Source organism: Mesobacillus sp., from assembly GCF_057785455.1.
On sequence record NZ_JBYNSB010000020.1, the window covers coordinates 125252 to 143839 of the forward strand.

Here is an 18588-nt window from a genome sequence, read left to right on the forward strand (position 1 = left end):
TTATGATGTACCAAGAAGGATTTGTTAATGTAACAGGCGGAAAAGTCTATTACGAAATTTATAATAAGGATGCTGCCGGTACGCCGGTAATAATTTTACATGGCGGGCCTGGTTCTTCTACATATTCTCTGAAAGGCTTAAAAGTGCTAGGTGCAGATCGTCCAGTGGTTATGTACGATCAGCTTGGCTGCGGCAAGTCTGACCGGCCGACTGATCTTTCGCTCTGGAATATCGATCGCTTTGTTGAGGAGCTCGGCCAGGTGAGAGAAGCATTGAAGCTTGATGAGGCTCATATTCTTGGGCATTCATGGGGCACAACGCTTGCGGCTGCTTATATGCTGACAAAGCCAGCCGGGGTGAAGAGTGTGATTTTTTCAAGTCCATGCCTGAGTGCTCCTATGTGGGAGGAAGATCAGAAGCGTAATATCGCAAAGCTGCCGGTTGAAGTTCAGGAGGCGATTACCCGCTGTGAAGCAGAGGGCACTACGGATTCCCAGGAGTTCAAGGATGCGATTGCTGTATTCAATAAGGAGTTTGTGTTCCGCGGGGAGCCTGACATTGAATGGATGAAGGCCGGTGCCGGCATGAGGAATCCTGAAGTATACCAGACAATGTGGGGGCCGTCAGAGTTTACGGTGCTTGGGAATTTGAAGACGTTTGACTGCACTTCGCAGCTGAATGAGATCGAGTGTCCTACTCTGTATACATGCGGCCGTTATGATGAAGCGACTCCGGAATCGACTGAGTATTATAGCAGACAGACCCCAAATTCTGAGGTTCATGTGTTTGAGCATAGTGCTCATATGCCTTATATAGAGGAGCCGGAGGAGTATTTGCGGGTGACTGGGGATTTTTTGAAGAAGGTGGATATGAAGGGTTAATTTGTACAAATCTGCAATAGCTTTGCTGCGTTGTGCCTGAAGTGTGACTTTTGCTATACTAACTGCTCATGTCTTTATGATATTTTAGTTTTAACAAAGAGCATAAAGGAGTTTTTGAATATGAGCTGTGGCTGTTCACGTCTGGAAGATGGCAAAGCAATTGTTGATCATGTGAAAAGCAAGGGGAAAATGAATCAGCCTCCGAAGGTCGCGCATGAAATTGTATGTGAGTGCGGGGAAATGTTCATTCTGGAAAAGGTTGTAATGGACTGCCCGGAATGCGGTATGACCTACGGAGTGACACCTTGCAGTTCGGCAAATATAGATAAGGTTAAGGCTGCTGGGATTAAGTATGCTTAACATTTAGGATCTCTCTATTTGAGGGGTCCTTTTTTGCTGCCAGTTTCTTCATCTATCCGATTTTCAGCTTTTAATATGATACTATTTAAAGAGACTATTTCGGAGGAATTAAAAGATGAAAAACCATACATATTTTTATCAGTTTTTAGAGCCGATTTCCAGGGAACTGGCTTTGCTTGCGAAAGAATTGGAGAATAGTATTTTTTCAAGTCCGAGGACGATGCTGACCCACTCACGGGTGTTTGTTGAAAATATTCTCCAGCAGGTGATGCAGGCGGAGAAGATGGCTGAGGATCCACGCACCAATTTAAAAGAACGGCTGGATTTGCTGAATGACAATGGCTATCTCATTCCGGAAATTCGGGATGCGCTGCATTTGGTCAGGAGGCTGGGGAACCAGGCGGCACATGATTCGAGGATGTTCCGTTATTCTGAGGCGTTATTGTCATGGGAAGCTCTTTACAATATTGTCAGATGGTATGTAGAGGTGTATGGTCCGGTAGATGTCACGGTACCTGACTATCAGGATCCGTCTCCGCAGGTGGAAAAGGTTTTTGATATGTCGGAGCTGGAGGTCAGGCTGAGGGGTCTGGAGGAGCTGCTGCGCAATACGGGTCAAAAGCCTGCTGAGATGCCTGCAGCACAGGAGGCTGCCACAGCTGTTGCGCCGGTAGCCGAGGTCAAGGTTGAGGAGACTCCAGGGTTTACGCCAATAAGGACGATTACGTATAAGGGCAGGAAGCTTGATGTTCCTTATTTTTTGCGTGATGCTTTTCTTTTGCCTCAGCGCTTTGACAAGTCGGAAACCTTCTTGATCCGCCTGGGTGCTGAACAGGAGGGGCGGATCATGAGCGAGCTGCCAAATAATCTCGAAGGGCTGCATAAGCATGTGAAGCGGTACAGCGAAAAGAATGATGAGCAGCTTTTTAATGAGCTTCATACTTTTATCGAAGAGGAAAAAGCACGCCGGAACCTCACCCTTAAACGTCCCGGTGAACTGTTTTTCTTTTACAAGGCAAATCATCTGGTTGTGACGGAAGAGCTGTCACGAGTTCCATTGACGGCCGATGAGTTTACGGGCATTCCCGGTCTGCTGAGGCAATTGAATGAGGACCAGGTCGAAACAGTTGGCCAGCTGCCAAAGGAGCTTGTCATTCTTGCGAAATATGAGAAGGTTGGCGTCGGTACAGTCGAGAAGCTGTTCGAACAGCTCAAAGCGAAGGTTAAGGATCGAAAGGCTGAGGAAGACAATTCAAATGCCGACAGTGGACGTAAAAGCTACAAGAAGTGGGAATCCTTATATGTAAATGTGAAGCATGGCGGTCAGGTTGATGTGATTCAGGGAGAAAGCGTTCCGGCTATCTGGAAGGAAGCACTGAAGTGGATTGAGGGGCGACAGCTTCCACTGCATTCCCTCGTCAAAGAAGGAATCATTCTCGGTTCAACCGACAATGGAAAGCGTTTTGCGATTGCCTTGCAGTCAATTCATCCGGACCAGCGTCCATTTGCCCAGCTGCATACTTATCAATCCACAATTACGGGAGTTGTCTATTATTTAGAAACGAAAATTAACCCGAAATCCGGGCTGGAGACTCTGGAAAAAATCTTGACTCGGCTTGAGGTAGAGGTGGAGATCCCGCTTTTGATGGGTGAATAATTGAAGCACGGGGACGTTTCTCTTGCTCCCTTTTTGAATCGAGATGGAAGCACTGGGTACGTCCCTGTGCTTCCTTTTTTATATTTTCGGTGGGAATTGTGAATAATGTTTAAGGTGGTATTTAAAGGTAAATGGATGAGAAGGTGTAATTTTAGAATTCTTGTTTTCTTAATAGAAATTCTTGCTGCATGAGCAGTTTTAATACTACCCAATAGGGAAATGCAAAAGTATTGAATGGATGGGAGTGTGAATTTATTGGAAGAAGTTAATTTGCACGCAATATTTGAAACTGGGTTCTTTTTAGTACTGATTGCTGCAGGTATTACGGCGATTGCGAAGAAGGTGAAGCAGCCTTACCCGATAGCACTGGTAATCGTTGGTGCCTTAATTGGTCTATTGAACATACCATTGCTGGAACCTTTGAAAATGTTCATTACTGAAGGTGAAATATTCAACTTTGTCATCATTACTCTTTTCCTTCCTGCTCTGCTTGGTGAAGCGGCTCTTAAGCTTCCTTTTTCACACCTGAAGGAAAATAAAGAACCGATTCTTGCTCTGGCATTTGGAGGGACTTTGCTTTCTTTCTTGATCATAGGGTTTTCGGCACACTACTTTTTAGGGCTTTCGCTGCCGGCTGCTTTTGTGTTCGGTGCTTTGATGAGTGCAACTGACCCCGTAAGTGTGCTGTCTATTTTTAAGAGTGTAGGTGTGAAAAAGAGGCTGGCAGTTGTTATTGAAGGCGAAAGTTTATTCAATGATGGACTTGCTGTCGTTCTCTTCAAAATTTCAGCCTTTTCTTTGATCTCGTACATGGATGCTGGCTGGTCTGGTCTTGGCATGGGGATATGGGATTTCATCAGGGTCATTTCTCTTGGGCTGATTGTTGGAGGAGCGCTTGGATATGGGTTTTCTATTCTGACCAAGTATTTTGACGATTATCCTTTAGAGATTATTTTCAGTATTCTTTTGTTTTACGGCTCGTTCCTGATAGCAGAAAGCATGCATGCTTCTGGTGTAATTGCAGTAGTTGTCGCTGCCCTGGTCTTTGGTAATTATGGTGCGAAAATCGGAATGACTCCAACGACAAAACTGAACATCAATAATTTTTGGGATGTTGCTGCACTGATGGCCAACTCGATTGTGTTTTTAATGATCGGACTTGAAATCACCAGGATTGATATAAATGATAAATGGGGATTGATTATCCTTTCAATCATCATCGTGCTGATCGCCAGGAGTGCAGCTGTCTATGTTAGCATGTCATTTATAAGGGATTTCAGCATAAGGTGGAAACACATTCTAAACTGGGGCGGACTTAAGGGTTCACTTTCTATCGCACTGGTGTTGAGCCTTCCCAGGGATTTTACCGGCAGGGATGAACTCTTGATTTTGGGATTCAGTGTTGTCCTTTTTTCACTAGTAGTACAGGGTTTAACGATCAAACCTCTTATATCCTACTTGGGGATAAACAAAAAAGGGGAGGAATACGGAGAATTTGAGTTACTTCTTTCTAAAGCCCACAGATATGAACGGGCATTGCAAGAAATAAGTGATGCAAAAGGGAAGTTCTACCTCACAAAGACGGTTACGGATGAATATGTGGATAAATACCGGAGGAGGCTGGAAATCGTAATCGCTGAGCTGGAAGAATTGTACCGCAGAAATCCGGAACTGAAGAATAAACAGGTGGAGACATTGCGTAAGGTTGTTTTTTACGCCGAGCATGAAGCTGTCGACAAACTATTACAGGAAGATATCATCTCTTCAGAAACAGCCGAAACGGAACGCAAGGAACTTACAGAGTCGATTGTTAAACTATCTGCTGAGAAAGAAGGGTAACTGAAAAGTGCTGCCGTTAAGCTGGCGGCACTTTTTATTTTTATTTTTTATTGAAGGATTGAGCCTGTTAAATAAAGAATAATAACTTAGATTTATTAGGACAAGGCAGGGATATCGATGAAAATCAAACTGAAAACCGACGAGATTGCTGAGATAAGAAAATACAATGAATTCGATTTTATCCAAATAAATGAACTTAACGCAGCGGAGCAATGGAATAATCTTGTGGAAAAAGAACAAATCACTAAGGAAGCATGGAACAATTCAAACATTGCTTATGTAGCTGAAGTGAACGGCCAGATTATTGGATATATCAGAGGGCTTACGGACCAGGCTGTGACATTGTATATATGCGAACTATTAATACACAAGAATTATCGAGGCTTATGTATCGGAGAGACTCTCTTAAACTATGTACATTCCTTATATCCAACAACAAGAATAGAAATGCTTGCGAGCAGTACATCACATACTTACTATGAACAAAAAGGGTATCGGCCATTTTATGGATTTAGAAAGACGATTAATGAGTAGGGGGACAAACCTAAGGCTGCATGTTTGAACTTTGTGCAGCCCGATTTTTTATAAATGCGGAACTTATGTATTCGCTTCTTTTTCAACCAGTCGGCAATTCTTTATATCCAAAGACCAAAGCCCAGCATTCATCACAACTCCTGATTGGACTACTTCTACGCGTCGTTTGAAAACCGGACCATCTAACAAAAATGTATGATATTCTCCGTTTTCGCCCATTACACAAGCATTCCTCTCCTGGATGTCTTTAAAAAAACTCCAATCTAGCATTCTTCCTGTCCATGTTTGATCCAGATGCTTTTCAGATGCGCGGCAAATTGTTGCCGAAAAACCAAGAGATATGAACTCCTCCAGCAGCTGCAATGAATCTTTTGGTGAAATCCATACTGGGAAAACAGCCTTTAATCCCGCTTTACCTGCTACTTCTTCATTCCACTTTCGGTCCTCTTTGGAATATATGCTGCCGAACACGATTTCTTCAATACCCTGCTGTTCTTTTATACTGGTTAGGGCGTTAATCATAGAGTTTTCATACTCGCCTGCAGAGTCTACTAAGATTAATGGTAATCCAATTGCTTTCGCCTGGGCCTTTAAAATCTCCAATCTGATTCCATGCGCGTGATTCCGTTGATCTTTTTCCGATACCATGGAAATCAAGCATACAACATTCTTCATTTCCTTTAAAACGCGATACAAAGCGAGGCCACAATCCTTGCCGCCGCTCCAGCTAACTGCCACATTATTACCCAGATGCCTATTCAATGGATATCACAACCTTTTATTTGGTACTTTTTTATATTATAAAATTCTCCCTTATCGTAACAGATTGGAGGATGAATCAGTACCCACCTTTTATAAAAGCCAGAACAAAAAATATCCCTATCCAGTGAAGTTTGAATAGGGATATTCTCATCGGGCTGCATTAGCTTATTTTTCACCAAAGGAACTAACTGTTAACAATCCCGCCCAAAACAGCAGCCCCATACTCTTCTTAGAATACAGTATCCCAAGAAAAGAAGTACAAGGAAGCCAATGACAGCAAGAATATTAGCTACAGTTCCTGCAATTGCACCTAATCCAATACCTCCTAAAAACCCTGCAACTGCTCCAAGAATGGCAAGCAGGAAAAAGGCAAGGCCTACCAAGAAGCCAAGGAAAATATCAAACACGCTGCAGTTAGAAAAATTCAATCCCATAAAATTCACCGCCTATCAAAATGAATTTTTTCTCACTAGTATCGTATGCATTTGCTTGTCTGTTTGTTTATTTTAAGGAAAAAAGAGGCTAATGCTGAGAAAAGGAAATGATTGAAAATAAAACTTATGTGTAATCTGGTATCAGAAAGGGAAAATAACCACAGTGCTGATAAGAAGGAGGAATATTCAATGGCAAAAGTTTTAGCTGTATTATCAAGTGGACATAAAGATGAGAAGAATAATTACGAAACAGGCTGGTGGGGAGAGGAACTGTTTGCTCCCATGCTGCTTCTTGAGAAGGCGGGACACCAGGTAGAATTAGCCTCGCCGCAAGGGGGCAAGCCAGTGATTGACCAGATGAGTATTAGTGAGGATTATGATCCGGATGGTACTTATAAGAAGCTATATGAATCTGGTAAAGCTGATCACACAAAGAAGCTTTCAGATGTGGATCCGGCTGATTATGATACAGTGCTAATCGTCGGTGGGCACGGAGCGATGTACTACTTGGCAAAGGACGAGAACTTGCACGAAATTATGAATCGTATTTATGACCAGGGAGGGATTGTCGCTGCTGAATGTCATGGACCAGCTCCATTGGTTTTTGCGAAGAGACCGAATGGCGAGAGCTTTGTTGCAGGCAAGAAGGTTACCGGCTATCCCGATGTGATGGAGCCAGCAGGGTTACTCGATATCCTGCCGTTTAGCCTCGAACAGGAGCTGCGCAAAATCAGCGACTATGAAACGGGGGACCTCGAAAAAACTGGCCATGCCGTATGGGCAGATGAACAAATAGTAACCAGTAGAGACCCGTTCTCCTCTGAACTAATGGGAGAAGAGTTAGTGAAAGCATTTGAAAGAAAAGATAAATAAGTATGCTGAATGAGCACCTTTAGGGGTGCTTTTTTAGTGGTGAAACGAAAGATAACCTGGCGCGATTCAGTCATCTTCATGGGAGGGAACTTATAACAAAAAAAGGAATTTCGATTGAAATCCCTAAAATACATACGATGTAGATAATGATAAATCCTCATCAGTCATAAAATATTTGTTCGTTTTTTTCAGTGCTTCATTCAAGCTGTCAGATAAATGAGCAGATGAATATGCACAAACCGAAATCATTTGTTCATTAATAACAAAGTCATCCGACTGGAATTTAAAATCTTTTAATAACTTAGCATTATTTTCAGTCGAAACCCATTCTACCTGAGACCACGTACGGATCGATGAGTTGTCCTTTTTAAGCAGGGACAGATCCTTTTGGAAATGTTTAAGAATGGTATGTGTGTGATAGTCTCCATTTGAAAGATAGTAATCATAATTGTTGGCTAAATGAATAGCGGCTTGCTGTTCTATAGTAAAAAGACTTTTAATTTTTGTGATAATAGCAGGGAGATTTCTCATGCTGTCAATTATGAAGATTTGTTCGTTGTTATCTATTCCCGCTTGAATAAATGAACTTAAATGATCTAAATATGGTTCAACTTCCTGGAATCGATAGAAGATATGTCCTTCGGTTACATTTTTTAATTCCTTTTGAGTTACAGGTGCCATTGTTACACCTCCATATTCTATCTATTCTCCCTGATTTTGGTTTTTATCCTCCTTAAGCTTAACATTAACGCCGCATCAAGTATATGGAGGAATTTGACAGTCCCGCTTTAAGAGAGTCAAATGCACAAGGGGACGGATCTAGTGCTTCCATTTTCCTGAAAGAATACTTCGTTGAGAGTGATGTTATCGCCTGAATATAAGTTAACGATAGAAACGTTTCAGTACTAGGCGGAAGCGAAAGTGAACACCGTGCTTGCAGCGTATTGCAATACTTAAAAATGAATAGTGAAATCTCTTATAAAATGAATGGTGAGTACACCTGGTTGTGGGCGTGAAATTGTGGCATTATTGGGGTAGATGAAGTTATTGGAAGGGCCTCCGTTATTTAATATAACGGGGAAAATTAAGCATATGAATCGTCGGGCGTATATTGGAATCGCTGAGGGATAGAGTGAAGCACTGGGTACGTCCCCGTGCTTCTTAAAATTTTTTATACATAATGAAACGTTTTACATAGATGGTTTATCTAACATGGGAAGAGGGGAGGGGCACTGTTTGATTGATCAGAAAATGGTTCGCCGTGCGATTAAGGGTAACAAGAAGGCTTTTGAAGAGTTGTTGAACGTAGAAAAGGTGCGGCTTTATAAGATTGCTTATGTGTATATGAAGAATGAGGCTGATGCGCTGGAGGTTTTCCAGGAGACAGTTTACAAGGCACTTGTCTCGATTCAGGGGTTGAGGGAGGAACAGTATTTTTCCACCTGGCTGACGAGGATCCTTATTAATACTGCTATTGATGTGCTGAAAAAGAAGAAGCGGGTCATCCCGATGGATAAGGAGATTTTGGAAAGCAAGGCTGCACCTTATTTTCCTGCTGAACAGGATTCTGATTTGCTTCAGGCTGTTATGGAGCTGGATGAGAAATACAAGGAAGTCCTCATTTTACGATTTTACAAGGACTGCTCGGTAAAAGAGATTGCTTCCATCCTAAATTGTCCAGAAGGCACTGTTAAAACAAATATTCATCGAGGGGTTAATTTATTGAGAAACAAGTTGAAGGAGGATTGTGTCAATGAATAACCAATTCCCGGATTTGAAAAATGCGCTGGATAAAATTGAGGTGCCGGTAGATAAGCTTGATGCTATTATCGCAAGGACGGTTCATGGCACGCCTAAGAAAAAGACAATCAGGAGAAAGGTTCTTTACACGCTTGGAGCGGCTGCCGCCAGCTTTGGCCTTTTTATTGGCTCAGCGATGGTGTCACCTGCGATGGCAAAGGTCGCATCGACTATTCCGGTTGTCGGGACGTTTTTTAATGATGTTGGTGATGAAGGGTTAAGGATTGCCGGCCAGAAGGGGCTGACACAGTTTGTAGGGCAATCGGTAAAAGATAGCGGAATCACTTTTACAATAAATGAAGTTTTTTATGATGGAACAAGGCTGACAATCGGATATACCCAGGAATCCTTGATGCCGCTTGGAAGCCCTGAGCGTCCGACGATCAGGGTAAATGGAAAAGAAATCAACTTCGCCTCTGGGTACACGGGGAAATATGCCACTCCCCAAAAGTATGTTGGCTACATGGATCTTAATCCGACAGAAGAGCTGCCTGAAAACTTTGACTTAAAAATGAGGATTGATGCAGTCGGGTTGATTCCTGGTAAATGGGAATTCGCTTTTCCAGTGAAGCAATCAAGTAAAGTGACTGTCGTAAGGCCGAAGGAAACGATGAAAGTACCTGGTACAGAAATGAAAATCAGTTCCCTGAAAATCGGGCCTGCTGGAACTGATCTATCGGTAAAAGTTATATCTGATACGAAGGCGGGTGGCATTGACCCGTATCAATTGTTCTTCTACGTAATCGATGAAAAAGGAAATGTCCTCGATACAGTTAGCGGCCATGGTTCAGGGGAAACGGTCGGTGGTAAGGAAGTTGCCGATATTGATTTTCTTTACTCTCCATTAATGGAAGGGACAAATACTGTCAGGGTCATCCCTCATATTTTTCCAAGTAATGAACGAGGATACAAAGTTGTTTCGGCAGATTTGGATAATGTGAGTTTGCCATTCATCTTGGATCAGGGCGAATTCGGCAAGATTTTGATTAAAGTAATCGAGCAGAAGGGAGACAAAACGATTGTTGAATTCGAGGTCCAAAGCGATACGATTATTGACAATCATGCTTCCAGAAACCCGATTTACATCCAGGACAGCAATGGCAATAACCTGTTATCGAGGGAAAAGCCAATGGCAGAAAGAATTCACGGAAATACATTCAGGCAAGAATTTGAGACAGGGAAGAAGCAAGGTTTAAAGCTCGTGACATACGAATATCTCAAACCAATTCTCTTTGACGAATTCATCGTCAATCTAAAATAGTGGAAGCAGGGGGACGTTTCTCCTGCTTCCTTTTTCAATGGCTTTTTTCGCAAAGATTGTTGCATTCATCAATGTTGAATTTAGATTCTGTTGATTGCAGTGGAAGGCGCGCAGACTCCTTCGGGATGCAGCGGGACAGGTGAGACCCCGCAGGAGCGCAGCGACGAGGAGGCTCACCGCACGCCCCGAGGAAAGCGAAGCGCCTGGAGCGAAAATCAACAGCCTTTTATTACAATGCTTTTTTTAAAAACATATAGTTACCTTTAGAAAATGGGATTTTTCTTGCAAAAGTTTGTAGAAAAGCAACAAACTATTAGAAAAGAGACTTTATATTTGGATAATTAGATCCATTTAGCATATTAAAAGAAGCACATGGTACGTCCCCATGCTACACAAACTATTTTTCATAAATAGTTGATAATGAGATATCAGAATCTGTCATTATATATTTATGGTGTTTTTCTAGTGCTTCATTTAAGGTTGAGGTTAAATTATCTACGGAATATGCGCAAACTGAAAGGATGTTTTTCGATAATACCAAAACATCTGATTGCGATTCGAAATTCTTAAGCAACTGGGTATCGGGTTCAGTCGAAACCCATTCGACGTGGGCCCATGTGCGAATTGATAAATTTTGATTTTTAGAGTGGGAAAGATCTTTTTGGAAATGAGATTGAATGTTATGGGTGTTGAAGTCTCCATTTGAAAGGTAATAATCATAATTGTTCACTAAGCTGATGGAAGCATGCTGTTCAGCTGTAAATATATATTGAATCTTTTCGATGATCATAGGAAGGTTTCTCATACTGTCAATGATAAGAATGTGCTGGTTGCGCTCTAATCCAGCTTTAATAAATGACAGTAAATTATCTATATAAGATTCTGCCTTTTGGAATCGATAAAAGATATGACCTACATCTATATTCGTTAAGCTTTTTGGGTCCGCGGATACCATACGATACCTCCTTCTATAATCATAAAAATGCAATCCTGATTTCCTGAATTTGGTACCAGTCTTAAAAAGTTTAACATTAATGCAGGAGTAAAGTATATAGGGAGTTATGGGTGGTAAAGATTCATAGTTCCAAAACTCCATTTTTAAAAAACTTAGAAAATGATTATTATGGAAACTTATGTATCAGGCGATAGGTTTGTTTCATAGTTACTTTTTCTTTTAGCTAATGGAGAAGCTGCTTGAAGGCATCGAGAGATATACATAAAAGAAATCTGTAGGAGATGTGTATTTCTGCGGTATTGTCTTTTCTTTTGGTGGAAAGATATGGTTTGTGGAAATTATGTAGAAAATTATTAAAGGCTGACAGCAAGTGAGTGTTACTAACCGCTGGCCAGCCTTTTTGGAAGCAGGGGGACGTTTCTCCTGCTTCCTTTTTGGGTTTGTTTCTCGCATCTGTAAATGATCTTAATTACATGGAAGCACTGGGTACGTCCCCTTGCTTCACGCCCCTTACTTTCTATTTTCTTTTTTGTGCTTTGATTTTGTTCATTTCGAGTTCGGCTGCGTATTCTTCTTGCGATTTTCCTTGTTTGAAGCTTTCTGATTGGATTTTTCTAAATTTGTTATCGTTTTGGTTCGGCATGGATCCACCTCCTTTTGAACATAGATATTTTGGTACATAGTTAAGCTGAATATTCTTTAATGATGGATTTTCATACATTCATTGCAACAAACAGGGGTTAAAGAAGGATATTGTTAATTTTTGCTCGAATTTAGAAAAAAGCAGCAACTTCATTGGTAGGTATGAATATCGATCGTTCACTGAAAAGTGAGATATATTATATTTTGGAGGGGAAATGTTGAGGCAAAACTGGAGCAATATTTTAACGATAGCCATTCTTGTTTTAGCCCTTGGTATTATCCTTTTTTTCGTAATCACTCCTGTGATTGGAATGTTCTATGAAAAATATGAAGGATATGTTGCTTTTACCGAAAAAAAAGAGGGTCGTTACATTGCCCTCATTTTGAAAGAATATCCCCATAAAGATATTGTAGAATATCCGGATTCTGCACTAGATCAACTTGCGCAAAAACCAGCAAAGGATCATGGGACAAAAGGGAACTATTTTTCGATTAGTGGCACGGATTACAGGAAGGTAAAAAAAGGAGATAAAGTCATAATTACATATAAAAAACAGGCTGGACCTGATGTTTGGGGATACGCTATTAAAGCTGTTTCTGTAAATCTAATAGAGGAATAAAGGATATATGTATGGCTGAACTATTGAAGAATTTGAAATTAGCAGGTATCCATCACATAAAAAATGATCATGAAATCATCTTGGAAATATTAGAAGACAAGGTAACCAACACATCTGAAATTGATATAGCAATGAACCATCTTATAAATAATTTAAAACTGAGTAAACAAAAAAAAATAATCTTTCAGTGTCCTAAAACTCTACTGAACCAATTAACTTACACAAAAGAAAAAATGAAAACTATTGATGAAAGAGTGATCTTTACTAAGGTCTTCACACAACCAGTAAACGATTCATTGCCTGATTTTGAAATTTGGGCGCTGGAGAAATCGGACTCCATTTCTTTTTTATCTGAGGTAATGAACAGTAGTTTTACTGAGGCGAAGAGGTTTTTAACCAATATGAAAACGGAATTACCTTCCCAAGCAGATAAAATGTATACAGTATTAATAGTTAAAAATCAGCCTGCCGGGATAGTTTTTCCTCACATCGAACCAGAAACAGATCAAGAAGGGCGTATTTTTTGGATTGGAATGCACCCGGATTTTTTGCGGAAAGGGCTTGGTCAGAGCCTTCACTTAATAGGCCTGCATAGGTTACAAAGTGAATTCAATGCAAAATCGTACCTTGGTTCGACAAGCATCAATAATATAGCCATGAAAAAAATTATGCTGGAAAATGGCTGCGTTCAGAACCAAAGTAATCTTGTTTCATTGGAATATTGTTTATAGTTGAGCACTACCATTTGGTTACTTCGTTGATTCCTTGAATGCGGTATCTTGCCATTTTGATAGAAAAAAGTAGTGGTGGCTTTGCAGGTATTATTATGAATGCTTCACGTGTAATGTGAGCGTAGATCCGAAATGGATTTATGTTCTTTTTTTTACAGTGAAAAAGAAATAACTATCACATGAATAGTTGAAAGGAGAATACTTACACTATAGGTAAAACCACTGTTGGTAAATATAAGTAAAAAAACAGCATGTGTTTTAATCCATTTTTAAGAGGTAAAGTTGCCGTGTAAACTTTATTAAAGGAGGAAACTGTATGCCCAAGAATAAATTGTTAAGGATTTCAGGGTTAGGTTTAGCATCCCTCAGTCTTGTGTTTTCAGCTGGTGGTGTTTCAGCTGATGCCCACAGTCCCGGAGTTAAATTACAAGTAAATGCTGAAGGAAAAGCTGAAATTAAAGCAGAAAAGAAATTGGCCATAGTAGAAAAGAAAGTGAATGCAGTCAAAACGGAAATCGAAAATATTAAAGCTTCCCTAGGAGAAGCTCCGCTAACTGACGAAAAGGTAAAAAGGTATAAAGAATATTTAGAAGACATTAGTACGCTGCAAAATCGTCTGAATGGTACGGAGAAACATTTGGCTGCCATAACGAAGCATGGCGGAGCAGATGCTTCTGCTGAAGGAATAAAAGGATTGATTCAGGAAGTTAGGTCTACAGTGCTTGAGGTAAAAGAAACAATTGACGCACAGCTCGCCGAGACGATGTCGAGTTCAGGTGAAGTTCCTGAAGGACTTCAAGCAGCAGAGAGTCCAACCTATAAAATTGGCAGCAAGGCTGTGATTTTAGCAGATCATATGCCAGGCATGGAGGGAGCAGTTGCCACCATCGCAGGTGCTTTTGACACGACTGCCTATTCTGTAACTTATTATCCTACAACTGGCGGAGAGCCGGTGAAAGATCATAAATGGGTGATCCATGAAGAAATACAAAACGCAGGAGAAGCACCTCTTGCACCAGGAACTGAAGTTATCCTTGACGCGGACCATATGAAGGGGATGAAAGGTGCAAAGGCTGTTATCGAATCTGCAGTAGCTACTACCGTCTATATGCTGGACTTTACTACTACAGCAGGAGAGAAAGTGGAGAATCATAAATGGGTTGTTGAAAGTGAATTGTCACCAGTGAAGTAAAAATTAACTGAAAATGGTTCAAAAGCCAAATGTACACTTTCGGGTGTTGTTTGGCTTTTTTTAATGGACTTTGAATCTACTTTTAAAGGTATACAAAAGGCAGATTGATTTTTCCTTTTACATGTCCGAAATAAAAGGTTATCGTCCGGTAATTGGCGAAATATAGGGAGAAATGTTTTTATGTGGAAGTTGAGATAGTGGAAGCAAAGCATTTTGAAAGCAGTCAAAGCCGGGCGATGCAAATACCTGGAATGTTTGAGGTGAGGGCCCGATCAGGATTTGTGATGAGGTGGATAATGAAAGAACAAGTCAGAAAAGCATTTGATCAACTCGCACCAGTTTATGAAAAAACAGTTGATAAAACTAGTTTATACAATAGCGAATATGAGCGGCCTTCCATGATCAATAATTTGCCGCCTGACATCCAAGGCAGGAAGGCTCTTGATGCTGGCTGTGCGGCTGGATGGTATACGGAGCACCTTATTGATAAAGGTGCAGAGGTTGTAGCAGTTGATGCTAGCCCTGAGATGGTCAGCTCAGCAAAAAGAAGAGCAGGGAATAGAGCTGATATCTTCTGCATTGACTTAGAAAATGTATTGCCGTTTGAGGATCAATCGTTTGATTTAATTTTAAGTTCTCTTACTCTTCATTACCTTAGTAGCTGGGATAAAACCTTCAGTGAATTTCAAAGGATTTTAAAGCCTGATGGCACTTTCCTATTCTCGGTGCATCATCCCATTTCGGATATAAAATTATTGAAAGAACCACATTACTACGACACCGAACTGATCATAGACCAATGGACCAAAGATGGGGAGGTTTTTGAGGTGCCATTTTACAGAAGGCCGCTTCAGGATATCTTGAATCCTACCTTAAAGTACTTTTCCATAGAAAAAGTAATCGAACCCGAACCAACAGAAAACTTTAGGCTTCAATCACCAGAGGGTTATGAGAAGCTTAGGAGGAGTCCTCAATTTTTAATAGTAAAGGCTGTAATGAAGCAGGGGGCAGAGCAGATGTAAGTTTTCCAGGAACGGGATCACAAAATTTTTTAAATGAAGAGGATAACAATGTTAATTTTGGATCAGCAATTAAAATAAGGAATATGAAGGATTTAAGCACACATGAGGGGGGGTGTCTTCGTGTTTTTAGCCTGCTGGAGAAACTTCCTGTATATCCTTGAACATAAAATGAATGTTCTTATCGAGTGCTGGAAAATGGGGTTGTACATACAGTGGATTACCCATGATTTATCAAAGCTTTCACCTAAGGAATTTTTTCCTTATACGAGGAAGTTCTTCTTAAATGAAGAATTAAGTCATAAGGCAGAATTGCAATGGAAATATGCCTGGCTAAACAATCAGCATAAAAACAAACATCATTGGGAGCATTGGGTAGTTGACCCGAAAAAACAGCTGGCCTTGCCTATGCCGCGAAAATACTTGATGGAAATGGTTTGTGACTGGCGCTCTTTTTCAAGAAGGTGGGGAAGAAAGGTAAAGCCTTCGACATTGGATTTTACTGAAAAGGTAATCCTTCATCCTGAATCCAGGAGGGAACTGAAAATTATTTTGAAAAGCGTAAATGAAAAGCACCTTAATGCAAAGAAGGTGAAATGAAAAAAGTTGCAGAGAAAATTGAAGTGTATATGTTTAAGCTAAATTTATATAATCTTTGCTGATTGGAGTTTAATAAATGGATAATTGGTTGTTTGTATTCATCATTACTTTTATTGGAAGTTTTGTTCTGGTTTATGGCTTAGGTGCTGTGATTGGTGCCGAGAATATCGAATTTACTTATTTGCTGTTGTTCATACTTCAATTTAGTTTTACAACGACGATTTTATTTCAAATCCTGCATAAGTTGAAGATGATAGAAAAGAAGAAATGAAAAAAGAGGGAACTTAACATGGCTACGGATTATCGCTCAAATACATTGATACCGGATATGGTGAAAGCAGCAAAGAAATTATCGTCAGCTCATGGATTCAGTCACTATTGCTCTGATGAGGCTGGGAGATTGTTAGCTGTTCTAGCTGGGCAAGTAACGAAAGGGAAAATACTTGAAATCGGCACAGGCTATGGTGTCGGCAGCTCCTGGATTCTTTCTGCTATTGCTCCTTCAATTGAGCTGGTGTCGGTAGACCATTCAAAGGAAAAAATAGATTCAGTAACAAGCTTGATTATTCATCCTCAAGCGACATTTATTTGTGATGATTGGAAAGAGGTCCTGTCACAAGGCCCATTTCAATTTGTCTTTGCTGATGCGTCTGCTGCAAAAACTTCTGAAGCGGAGCTATTATTTCAAGCTATGGATCACGGTGGAATACTGTTTATGGATGATTTTACACCTGAAGAACATTTTCCGGAAGAATGGAAAGGGAAGCCGGACAAGGTTAGGGAATACTGGCTAAACCACGAGGACCTTTGCGCAACAGAGATTTATTTGACTCCTGCGGCAGCTGCCATTCTTGCTACAAAGAAACGGAGAAACATATGAACCAAAATGCAATTGTGTTAGTAGTAAGTGTCTCAATAATCAAGGATAATGAGATTTTGATGATTAAAGAGTGTAAACCAACCGCCATGAATAAGTGGAATTTCCCTTCAGGGAGAATTGAGCCTGGTGAAGATATACTCGTGGCAGCGTGCAGGGAAGCGAAAGAAGAGACAGGTTTTGAAGTTAGGCTGACTTATACAACAGGAGTATACAATTTCATAAGCAGTTCAAACGATCAGGTGATTTTATTTCATTTTATCGGTGAAATCACAGGAGGGGCGTTACAGCTGGAAGAACAAGAAATCATCGATAGCAAGTGGTACACCATAAATGAAATCAGCAAATTTGAAAACGAAGAATTGCGAGACCCATCTGTTTTGAGGCAAATATTTGAGTCCATTCAGAAAGAAAAGTTTCATCCAATACAAATCTTTCATGAGAAGTAAAGCACAGCACGCTTCTCATGCTCCAATTTGAAGCACGGGGACGGATCTCGTGCTTCCTTTTTATCTTGTTCTGGTTCCTGAATTTATATGGCAATAAAAAGAAGCAAAGGGTACGTCCCCCTGCTTCAGCCGAAGTTTATTTGTTGGTAGCGGCCTCGGATGATTTGGTAGAGGCCGTATAGGATGAGTCCGATGGCGACGATTGCTAATAGTACTTGGCCGTATGGCTGGCTTGCTAATTCTGTTAATGCGCCGCCAAGTCCTTTTGATTCATTTGGGTTCTGAGTGTATGCGGTGCGAATGAAAAAGAATCCGACCATACTTAGGACGATGCCTCGTGAAATAAGGCCGATTTTACCTGACAATCGTGCGATTTTGTGTTCCTTGTCATTCATCTCATAGGTTTTGAATTTAGCCATGAATTTCTCTTTTATGCCGCTATAAAGCTCGTAAATGCCATATCCAATAATAATTGCACCTATTAATCCTATAATCCATGTGCCGAATGGCTGTTCCATTAGCTTTGCTGATATCGTTTTTTCTGAGTTTTCTCCGCCGGCGGATCCGGTGTGGCTTGCCAATTTGATTGCCCCAAAGGCTAAATTCGAGTAAATTAGACCACTTATGAAAAAACCAGTTCTTTTTATGAGCCCTTTGGCATCAGAGCCTTCGTTTTCAGGATCCTTAATCGCTTTTATAAAATCCCATAGAATATAGCCAATCAAACCAATCCCTATGATCCATAAAGCCACTTCACCAAAGGGGATTTCGGCGATTGATTGGAGTGCTCCGGATGTACCAGTCATTTTGCCGCTTGGTCCGAAGGCAGCTAATGCGGCGAGTACCCCGATCATTCCGTATACAATCCCTTTGGCCCAATAACCTAATCGGGCAAAACGGCGCACCCATGGTTTTACTTCTCTCACTTTATTCTTTACATCTATCTGAGATAGGGAATTCATTTTCTGGTCACTTCCTCTGCAAATCTCTTACTATAAAATTCCCGATTTGCGAGAAAAGAAACAATTATTCTCTTTAAAAGTTCCTGCCAAATAATGTGCTGGTACGTTATGTGCATAGAAAATATGGTTGGTCAGGAGGA

The 18588-nt window shown here is 40.8% G+C and carries 22 protein-coding genes; 16 read left to right on the forward strand and 6 right to left on the reverse strand.

Annotated elements, in window-relative coordinates; translation table 11 throughout:
- The first annotated feature begins 2 nt into the window (after window positions 1–2).
- The 5 genes from AC3EBE_RS07335 to AC3EBE_RS07355 all read left to right on the forward strand — a co-directional run bounded on the left by AC3EBE_RS07335 (window position 3) and on the right by AC3EBE_RS07355 (window position 5271).
- A complete protein-coding gene (locus tag AC3EBE_RS07335; RefSeq protein ID WP_488594363.1) occupies window positions 3–881 on the forward strand; it encodes a proline iminopeptidase-family hydrolase in 879 nt (292 codons plus the stop codon).
- 120 nt (window positions 882–1001) lie between these two features.
- Window positions 1002–1241, forward strand: coding sequence for a hypothetical protein (locus tag AC3EBE_RS07340; protein ID WP_488594364.1), 240 nt, complete (start codon window positions 1002–1004; stop codon window positions 1239–1241).
- 115 nt (window positions 1242–1356) lie between these two features.
- On the forward strand, window positions 1357–2898 hold the full coding sequence (locus AC3EBE_RS07345) for a DUF4145 domain-containing protein (RefSeq protein ID WP_488594365.1): 1542 nt from the start codon (window positions 1357–1359) through the stop codon (window positions 2896–2898).
- Window positions 2899–3153: 255 nt separating this feature from the next.
- Window positions 3154–4737, forward strand: coding sequence for a cation:proton antiporter (locus AC3EBE_RS07350; RefSeq protein WP_488594366.1), 1584 nt, complete (start codon window positions 3154–3156; stop codon window positions 4735–4737).
- A gap of 117 nt (window positions 4738–4854) precedes the next feature.
- Window positions 4855–5271, forward strand: a complete 417-nt coding sequence (locus tag AC3EBE_RS07355; RefSeq protein ID WP_488594367.1) for a GNAT family N-acetyltransferase — start codon at window positions 4855–4857, stop codon at window positions 5269–5271.
- Between the two features lie 63 nt (window positions 5272–5334).
- On the opposite strand, the gene AC3EBE_RS07360 is transcribed toward AC3EBE_RS07355, so the two are convergent.
- Window positions 5335–6033 carry a Dph6-related ATP pyrophosphatase gene (locus tag AC3EBE_RS07360; RefSeq protein ID WP_488594368.1) on the reverse strand — a complete coding sequence of 233 codons (699 nt, stop codon included), beginning with the start codon at window positions 6031–6033 and terminating at the stop codon, window positions 5335–5337.
- Between the two features lie 191 nt (window positions 6034–6224).
- Window positions 6225–6467, reverse strand: coding sequence for an ABC transporter (locus tag AC3EBE_RS07365; protein WP_488594369.1), 243 nt, complete (start codon window positions 6465–6467; stop codon window positions 6225–6227).
- Between the two features lie 189 nt (window positions 6468–6656).
- Here AC3EBE_RS07365 and AC3EBE_RS07370 point away from each other — a divergent pair, with 189 nt between their 5' ends.
- Window positions 6657–7340 carry a type 1 glutamine amidotransferase domain-containing protein gene (locus AC3EBE_RS07370; protein WP_488594370.1) on the forward strand — a complete coding sequence of 228 codons (684 nt, stop codon included), beginning with the start codon at window positions 6657–6659 and terminating at the stop codon, window positions 7338–7340.
- A 123-nt stretch (window positions 7341–7463) separates the two neighbouring features.
- Here AC3EBE_RS07370 and AC3EBE_RS07375 read toward each other — a convergent pair whose 3' ends face one another.
- Window positions 7464–8021 carry an MEDS domain-containing protein gene (locus tag AC3EBE_RS07375; protein ID WP_488594371.1) on the reverse strand — a complete coding sequence of 186 codons (558 nt, stop codon included), beginning with the start codon at window positions 8019–8021 and terminating at the stop codon, window positions 7464–7466.
- 558 nt (window positions 8022–8579) lie between these two features.
- Here AC3EBE_RS07375 and AC3EBE_RS07380 point away from each other — a divergent pair.
- Entirely contained in the window at window positions 8580–9101 is a 522-nt protein-coding gene (locus AC3EBE_RS07380; protein WP_488594500.1) for a sigma-70 family RNA polymerase sigma factor, read from the forward strand.
- Entirely contained in the window at window positions 9094–10401 is a 1308-nt protein-coding gene (locus tag AC3EBE_RS07385; protein WP_488594372.1) for a DUF4179 domain-containing protein, read from the forward strand. The genes AC3EBE_RS07380 and AC3EBE_RS07385 overlap by 8 nt, the downstream gene beginning before the upstream one ends.
- Before the next feature lie 397 nt (window positions 10402–10798).
- Here the strand turns inward: AC3EBE_RS07385 and AC3EBE_RS07390 are convergent, their stop codons facing one another.
- Together AC3EBE_RS07390 and AC3EBE_RS07395 are read right to left on the reverse strand one after the other, a co-directional pair.
- Window positions 10799–11356, reverse strand: a complete 558-nt coding sequence (locus AC3EBE_RS07390) for an MEDS domain-containing protein (protein WP_488594373.1) — start codon at window positions 11354–11356, stop codon at window positions 10799–10801.
- Window positions 11357–11873: 517 nt separating this feature from the next.
- Window positions 11874–11999: a hypothetical protein gene (locus AC3EBE_RS07395; RefSeq protein WP_488594374.1), complete on the reverse strand. Its 126-nt coding sequence runs from the start codon at window positions 11997–11999 to the stop codon at window positions 11874–11876.
- A gap of 214 nt (window positions 12000–12213) precedes the next feature.
- Between AC3EBE_RS07395 and AC3EBE_RS07400 the strand changes: the two genes are divergently transcribed.
- The 8 genes from AC3EBE_RS07400 to AC3EBE_RS07435 all read left to right on the forward strand — a co-directional run bounded on the left by AC3EBE_RS07400 (window position 12214) and on the right by AC3EBE_RS07435 (window position 17486).
- The gene (locus tag AC3EBE_RS07400) at window positions 12214–12618 is read left to right on the forward strand and encodes a hypothetical protein (protein WP_488594375.1); all 405 of its coding nucleotides are present in this window, start codon (window positions 12214–12216) and stop codon (window positions 12616–12618) included.
- Between the two features lie 11 nt (window positions 12619–12629).
- The gene (locus tag AC3EBE_RS07405) at window positions 12630–13349 is read left to right on the forward strand and encodes a GNAT family N-acetyltransferase (RefSeq protein ID WP_488594376.1); all 720 of its coding nucleotides are present in this window, start codon (window positions 12630–12632) and stop codon (window positions 13347–13349) included.
- Window positions 13350–13965: 616 nt separating this feature from the next.
- Complete coding sequence (locus AC3EBE_RS07410; protein WP_488594501.1) at window positions 13966–14541, forward strand: YdhK family protein; 576 nt, start codon at window positions 13966–13968, stop codon at window positions 14539–14541.
- A gap of 182 nt (window positions 14542–14723) precedes the next feature.
- The gene (locus AC3EBE_RS07415; RefSeq protein ID WP_488594377.1) at window positions 14724–15563 is read left to right on the forward strand and encodes a class I SAM-dependent methyltransferase; all 840 of its coding nucleotides are present in this window, start codon (window positions 14724–14726) and stop codon (window positions 15561–15563) included.
- A gap of 120 nt (window positions 15564–15683) precedes the next feature.
- Window positions 15684–16160: a DUF5662 family protein gene (locus tag AC3EBE_RS07420; protein WP_488594378.1), complete on the forward strand. Its 477-nt coding sequence runs from the start codon at window positions 15684–15686 to the stop codon at window positions 16158–16160.
- Between the two features lie 76 nt (window positions 16161–16236).
- Window positions 16237–16431 carry a hypothetical protein gene (locus tag AC3EBE_RS07425; protein ID WP_488594379.1) on the forward strand — a complete coding sequence of 65 codons (195 nt, stop codon included), beginning with the start codon at window positions 16237–16239 and terminating at the stop codon, window positions 16429–16431.
- Window positions 16432–16449: 18 nt separating this feature from the next.
- Window positions 16450–17040, forward strand: a complete 591-nt coding sequence (locus AC3EBE_RS07430; RefSeq protein ID WP_488594380.1) for an O-methyltransferase — start codon at window positions 16450–16452, stop codon at window positions 17038–17040.
- On the forward strand, window positions 17037–17486 hold the full coding sequence (locus AC3EBE_RS07435) for an NUDIX hydrolase (protein WP_488594381.1): 450 nt from the start codon (window positions 17037–17039) through the stop codon (window positions 17484–17486). The genes AC3EBE_RS07430 and AC3EBE_RS07435 overlap by 4 nt, the downstream gene beginning before the upstream one ends.
- A gap of 125 nt (window positions 17487–17611) precedes the next feature.
- Here the strand turns inward: AC3EBE_RS07435 and AC3EBE_RS07440 are convergent, their stop codons facing one another.
- The gene (locus tag AC3EBE_RS07440) at window positions 17612–18448 is read right to left on the reverse strand and encodes a DUF1206 domain-containing protein (protein WP_488594382.1); all 837 of its coding nucleotides are present in this window, start codon (window positions 18446–18448) and stop codon (window positions 17612–17614) included.
- Between the last annotated feature and the right edge of the window lie 140 nt (window positions 18449–18588).

Coding starts and splice junctions, on each gene's coding strand:
- AC3EBE_RS07390 (WP_488594373.1), bottom strand. CDS start 11,356: ATGGTATCCGCGGACCCAAAAAGCTTAACGAATATAGATGTAGGTCAT.
- AC3EBE_RS07425 (WP_488594379.1), top strand. CDS start 16,237: ATGGATAATTGGTTGTTTGTATTCATCATTACTTTTATTGGAAGTTTT.
- AC3EBE_RS07440 (WP_488594382.1), bottom strand. CDS start 18,448: ATGAATTCCCTATCTCAGATAGATGTAAAGAATAAAGTGAGAGAAGTA.
- AC3EBE_RS07385 (WP_488594372.1), top strand. CDS start 9,094: ATGAATAACCAATTCCCGGATTTGAAAAATGCGCTGGATAAAATTGAG.
- AC3EBE_RS07370 (WP_488594370.1), top strand. CDS start 6,657: ATGGCAAAAGTTTTAGCTGTATTATCAAGTGGACATAAAGATGAGAAG.
- AC3EBE_RS07400 (WP_488594375.1), top strand. CDS start 12,214: ATGTTGAGGCAAAACTGGAGCAATATTTTAACGATAGCCATTCTTGTT.
- AC3EBE_RS07395 (WP_488594374.1), bottom strand. CDS start 11,999: ATGCCGAACCAAAACGATAACAAATTTAGAAAAATCCAATCAGAAAGC.
- AC3EBE_RS07340 (WP_488594364.1), top strand. CDS start 1,002: ATGAGCTGTGGCTGTTCACGTCTGGAAGATGGCAAAGCAATTGTTGAT.
- AC3EBE_RS07430 (WP_488594380.1), top strand. CDS start 16,450: ATGGCTACGGATTATCGCTCAAATACATTGATACCGGATATGGTGAAA.
- AC3EBE_RS07375 (WP_488594371.1), bottom strand. CDS start 8,021: ATGGCACCTGTAACTCAAAAGGAATTAAAAAATGTAACCGAAGGACAT.
- AC3EBE_RS07345 (WP_488594365.1), top strand. CDS start 1,357: ATGAAAAACCATACATATTTTTATCAGTTTTTAGAGCCGATTTCCAGG.
- AC3EBE_RS07355 (WP_488594367.1), top strand. CDS start 4,855: ATGAAAATCAAACTGAAAACCGACGAGATTGCTGAGATAAGAAAATAC.
- AC3EBE_RS07435 (WP_488594381.1), top strand. CDS start 17,037: ATGAACCAAAATGCAATTGTGTTAGTAGTAAGTGTCTCAATAATCAAG.
- AC3EBE_RS07335 (WP_488594363.1), top strand. CDS start 3: ATGATGTACCAAGAAGGATTTGTTAATGTAACAGGCGGAAAAGTCTAT.
- AC3EBE_RS07365 (WP_488594369.1), bottom strand. CDS start 6,467: ATGGGATTGAATTTTTCTAACTGCAGCGTGTTTGATATTTTCCTTGGC.
- AC3EBE_RS07405 (WP_488594376.1), top strand. CDS start 12,630: ATGGCTGAACTATTGAAGAATTTGAAATTAGCAGGTATCCATCACATA.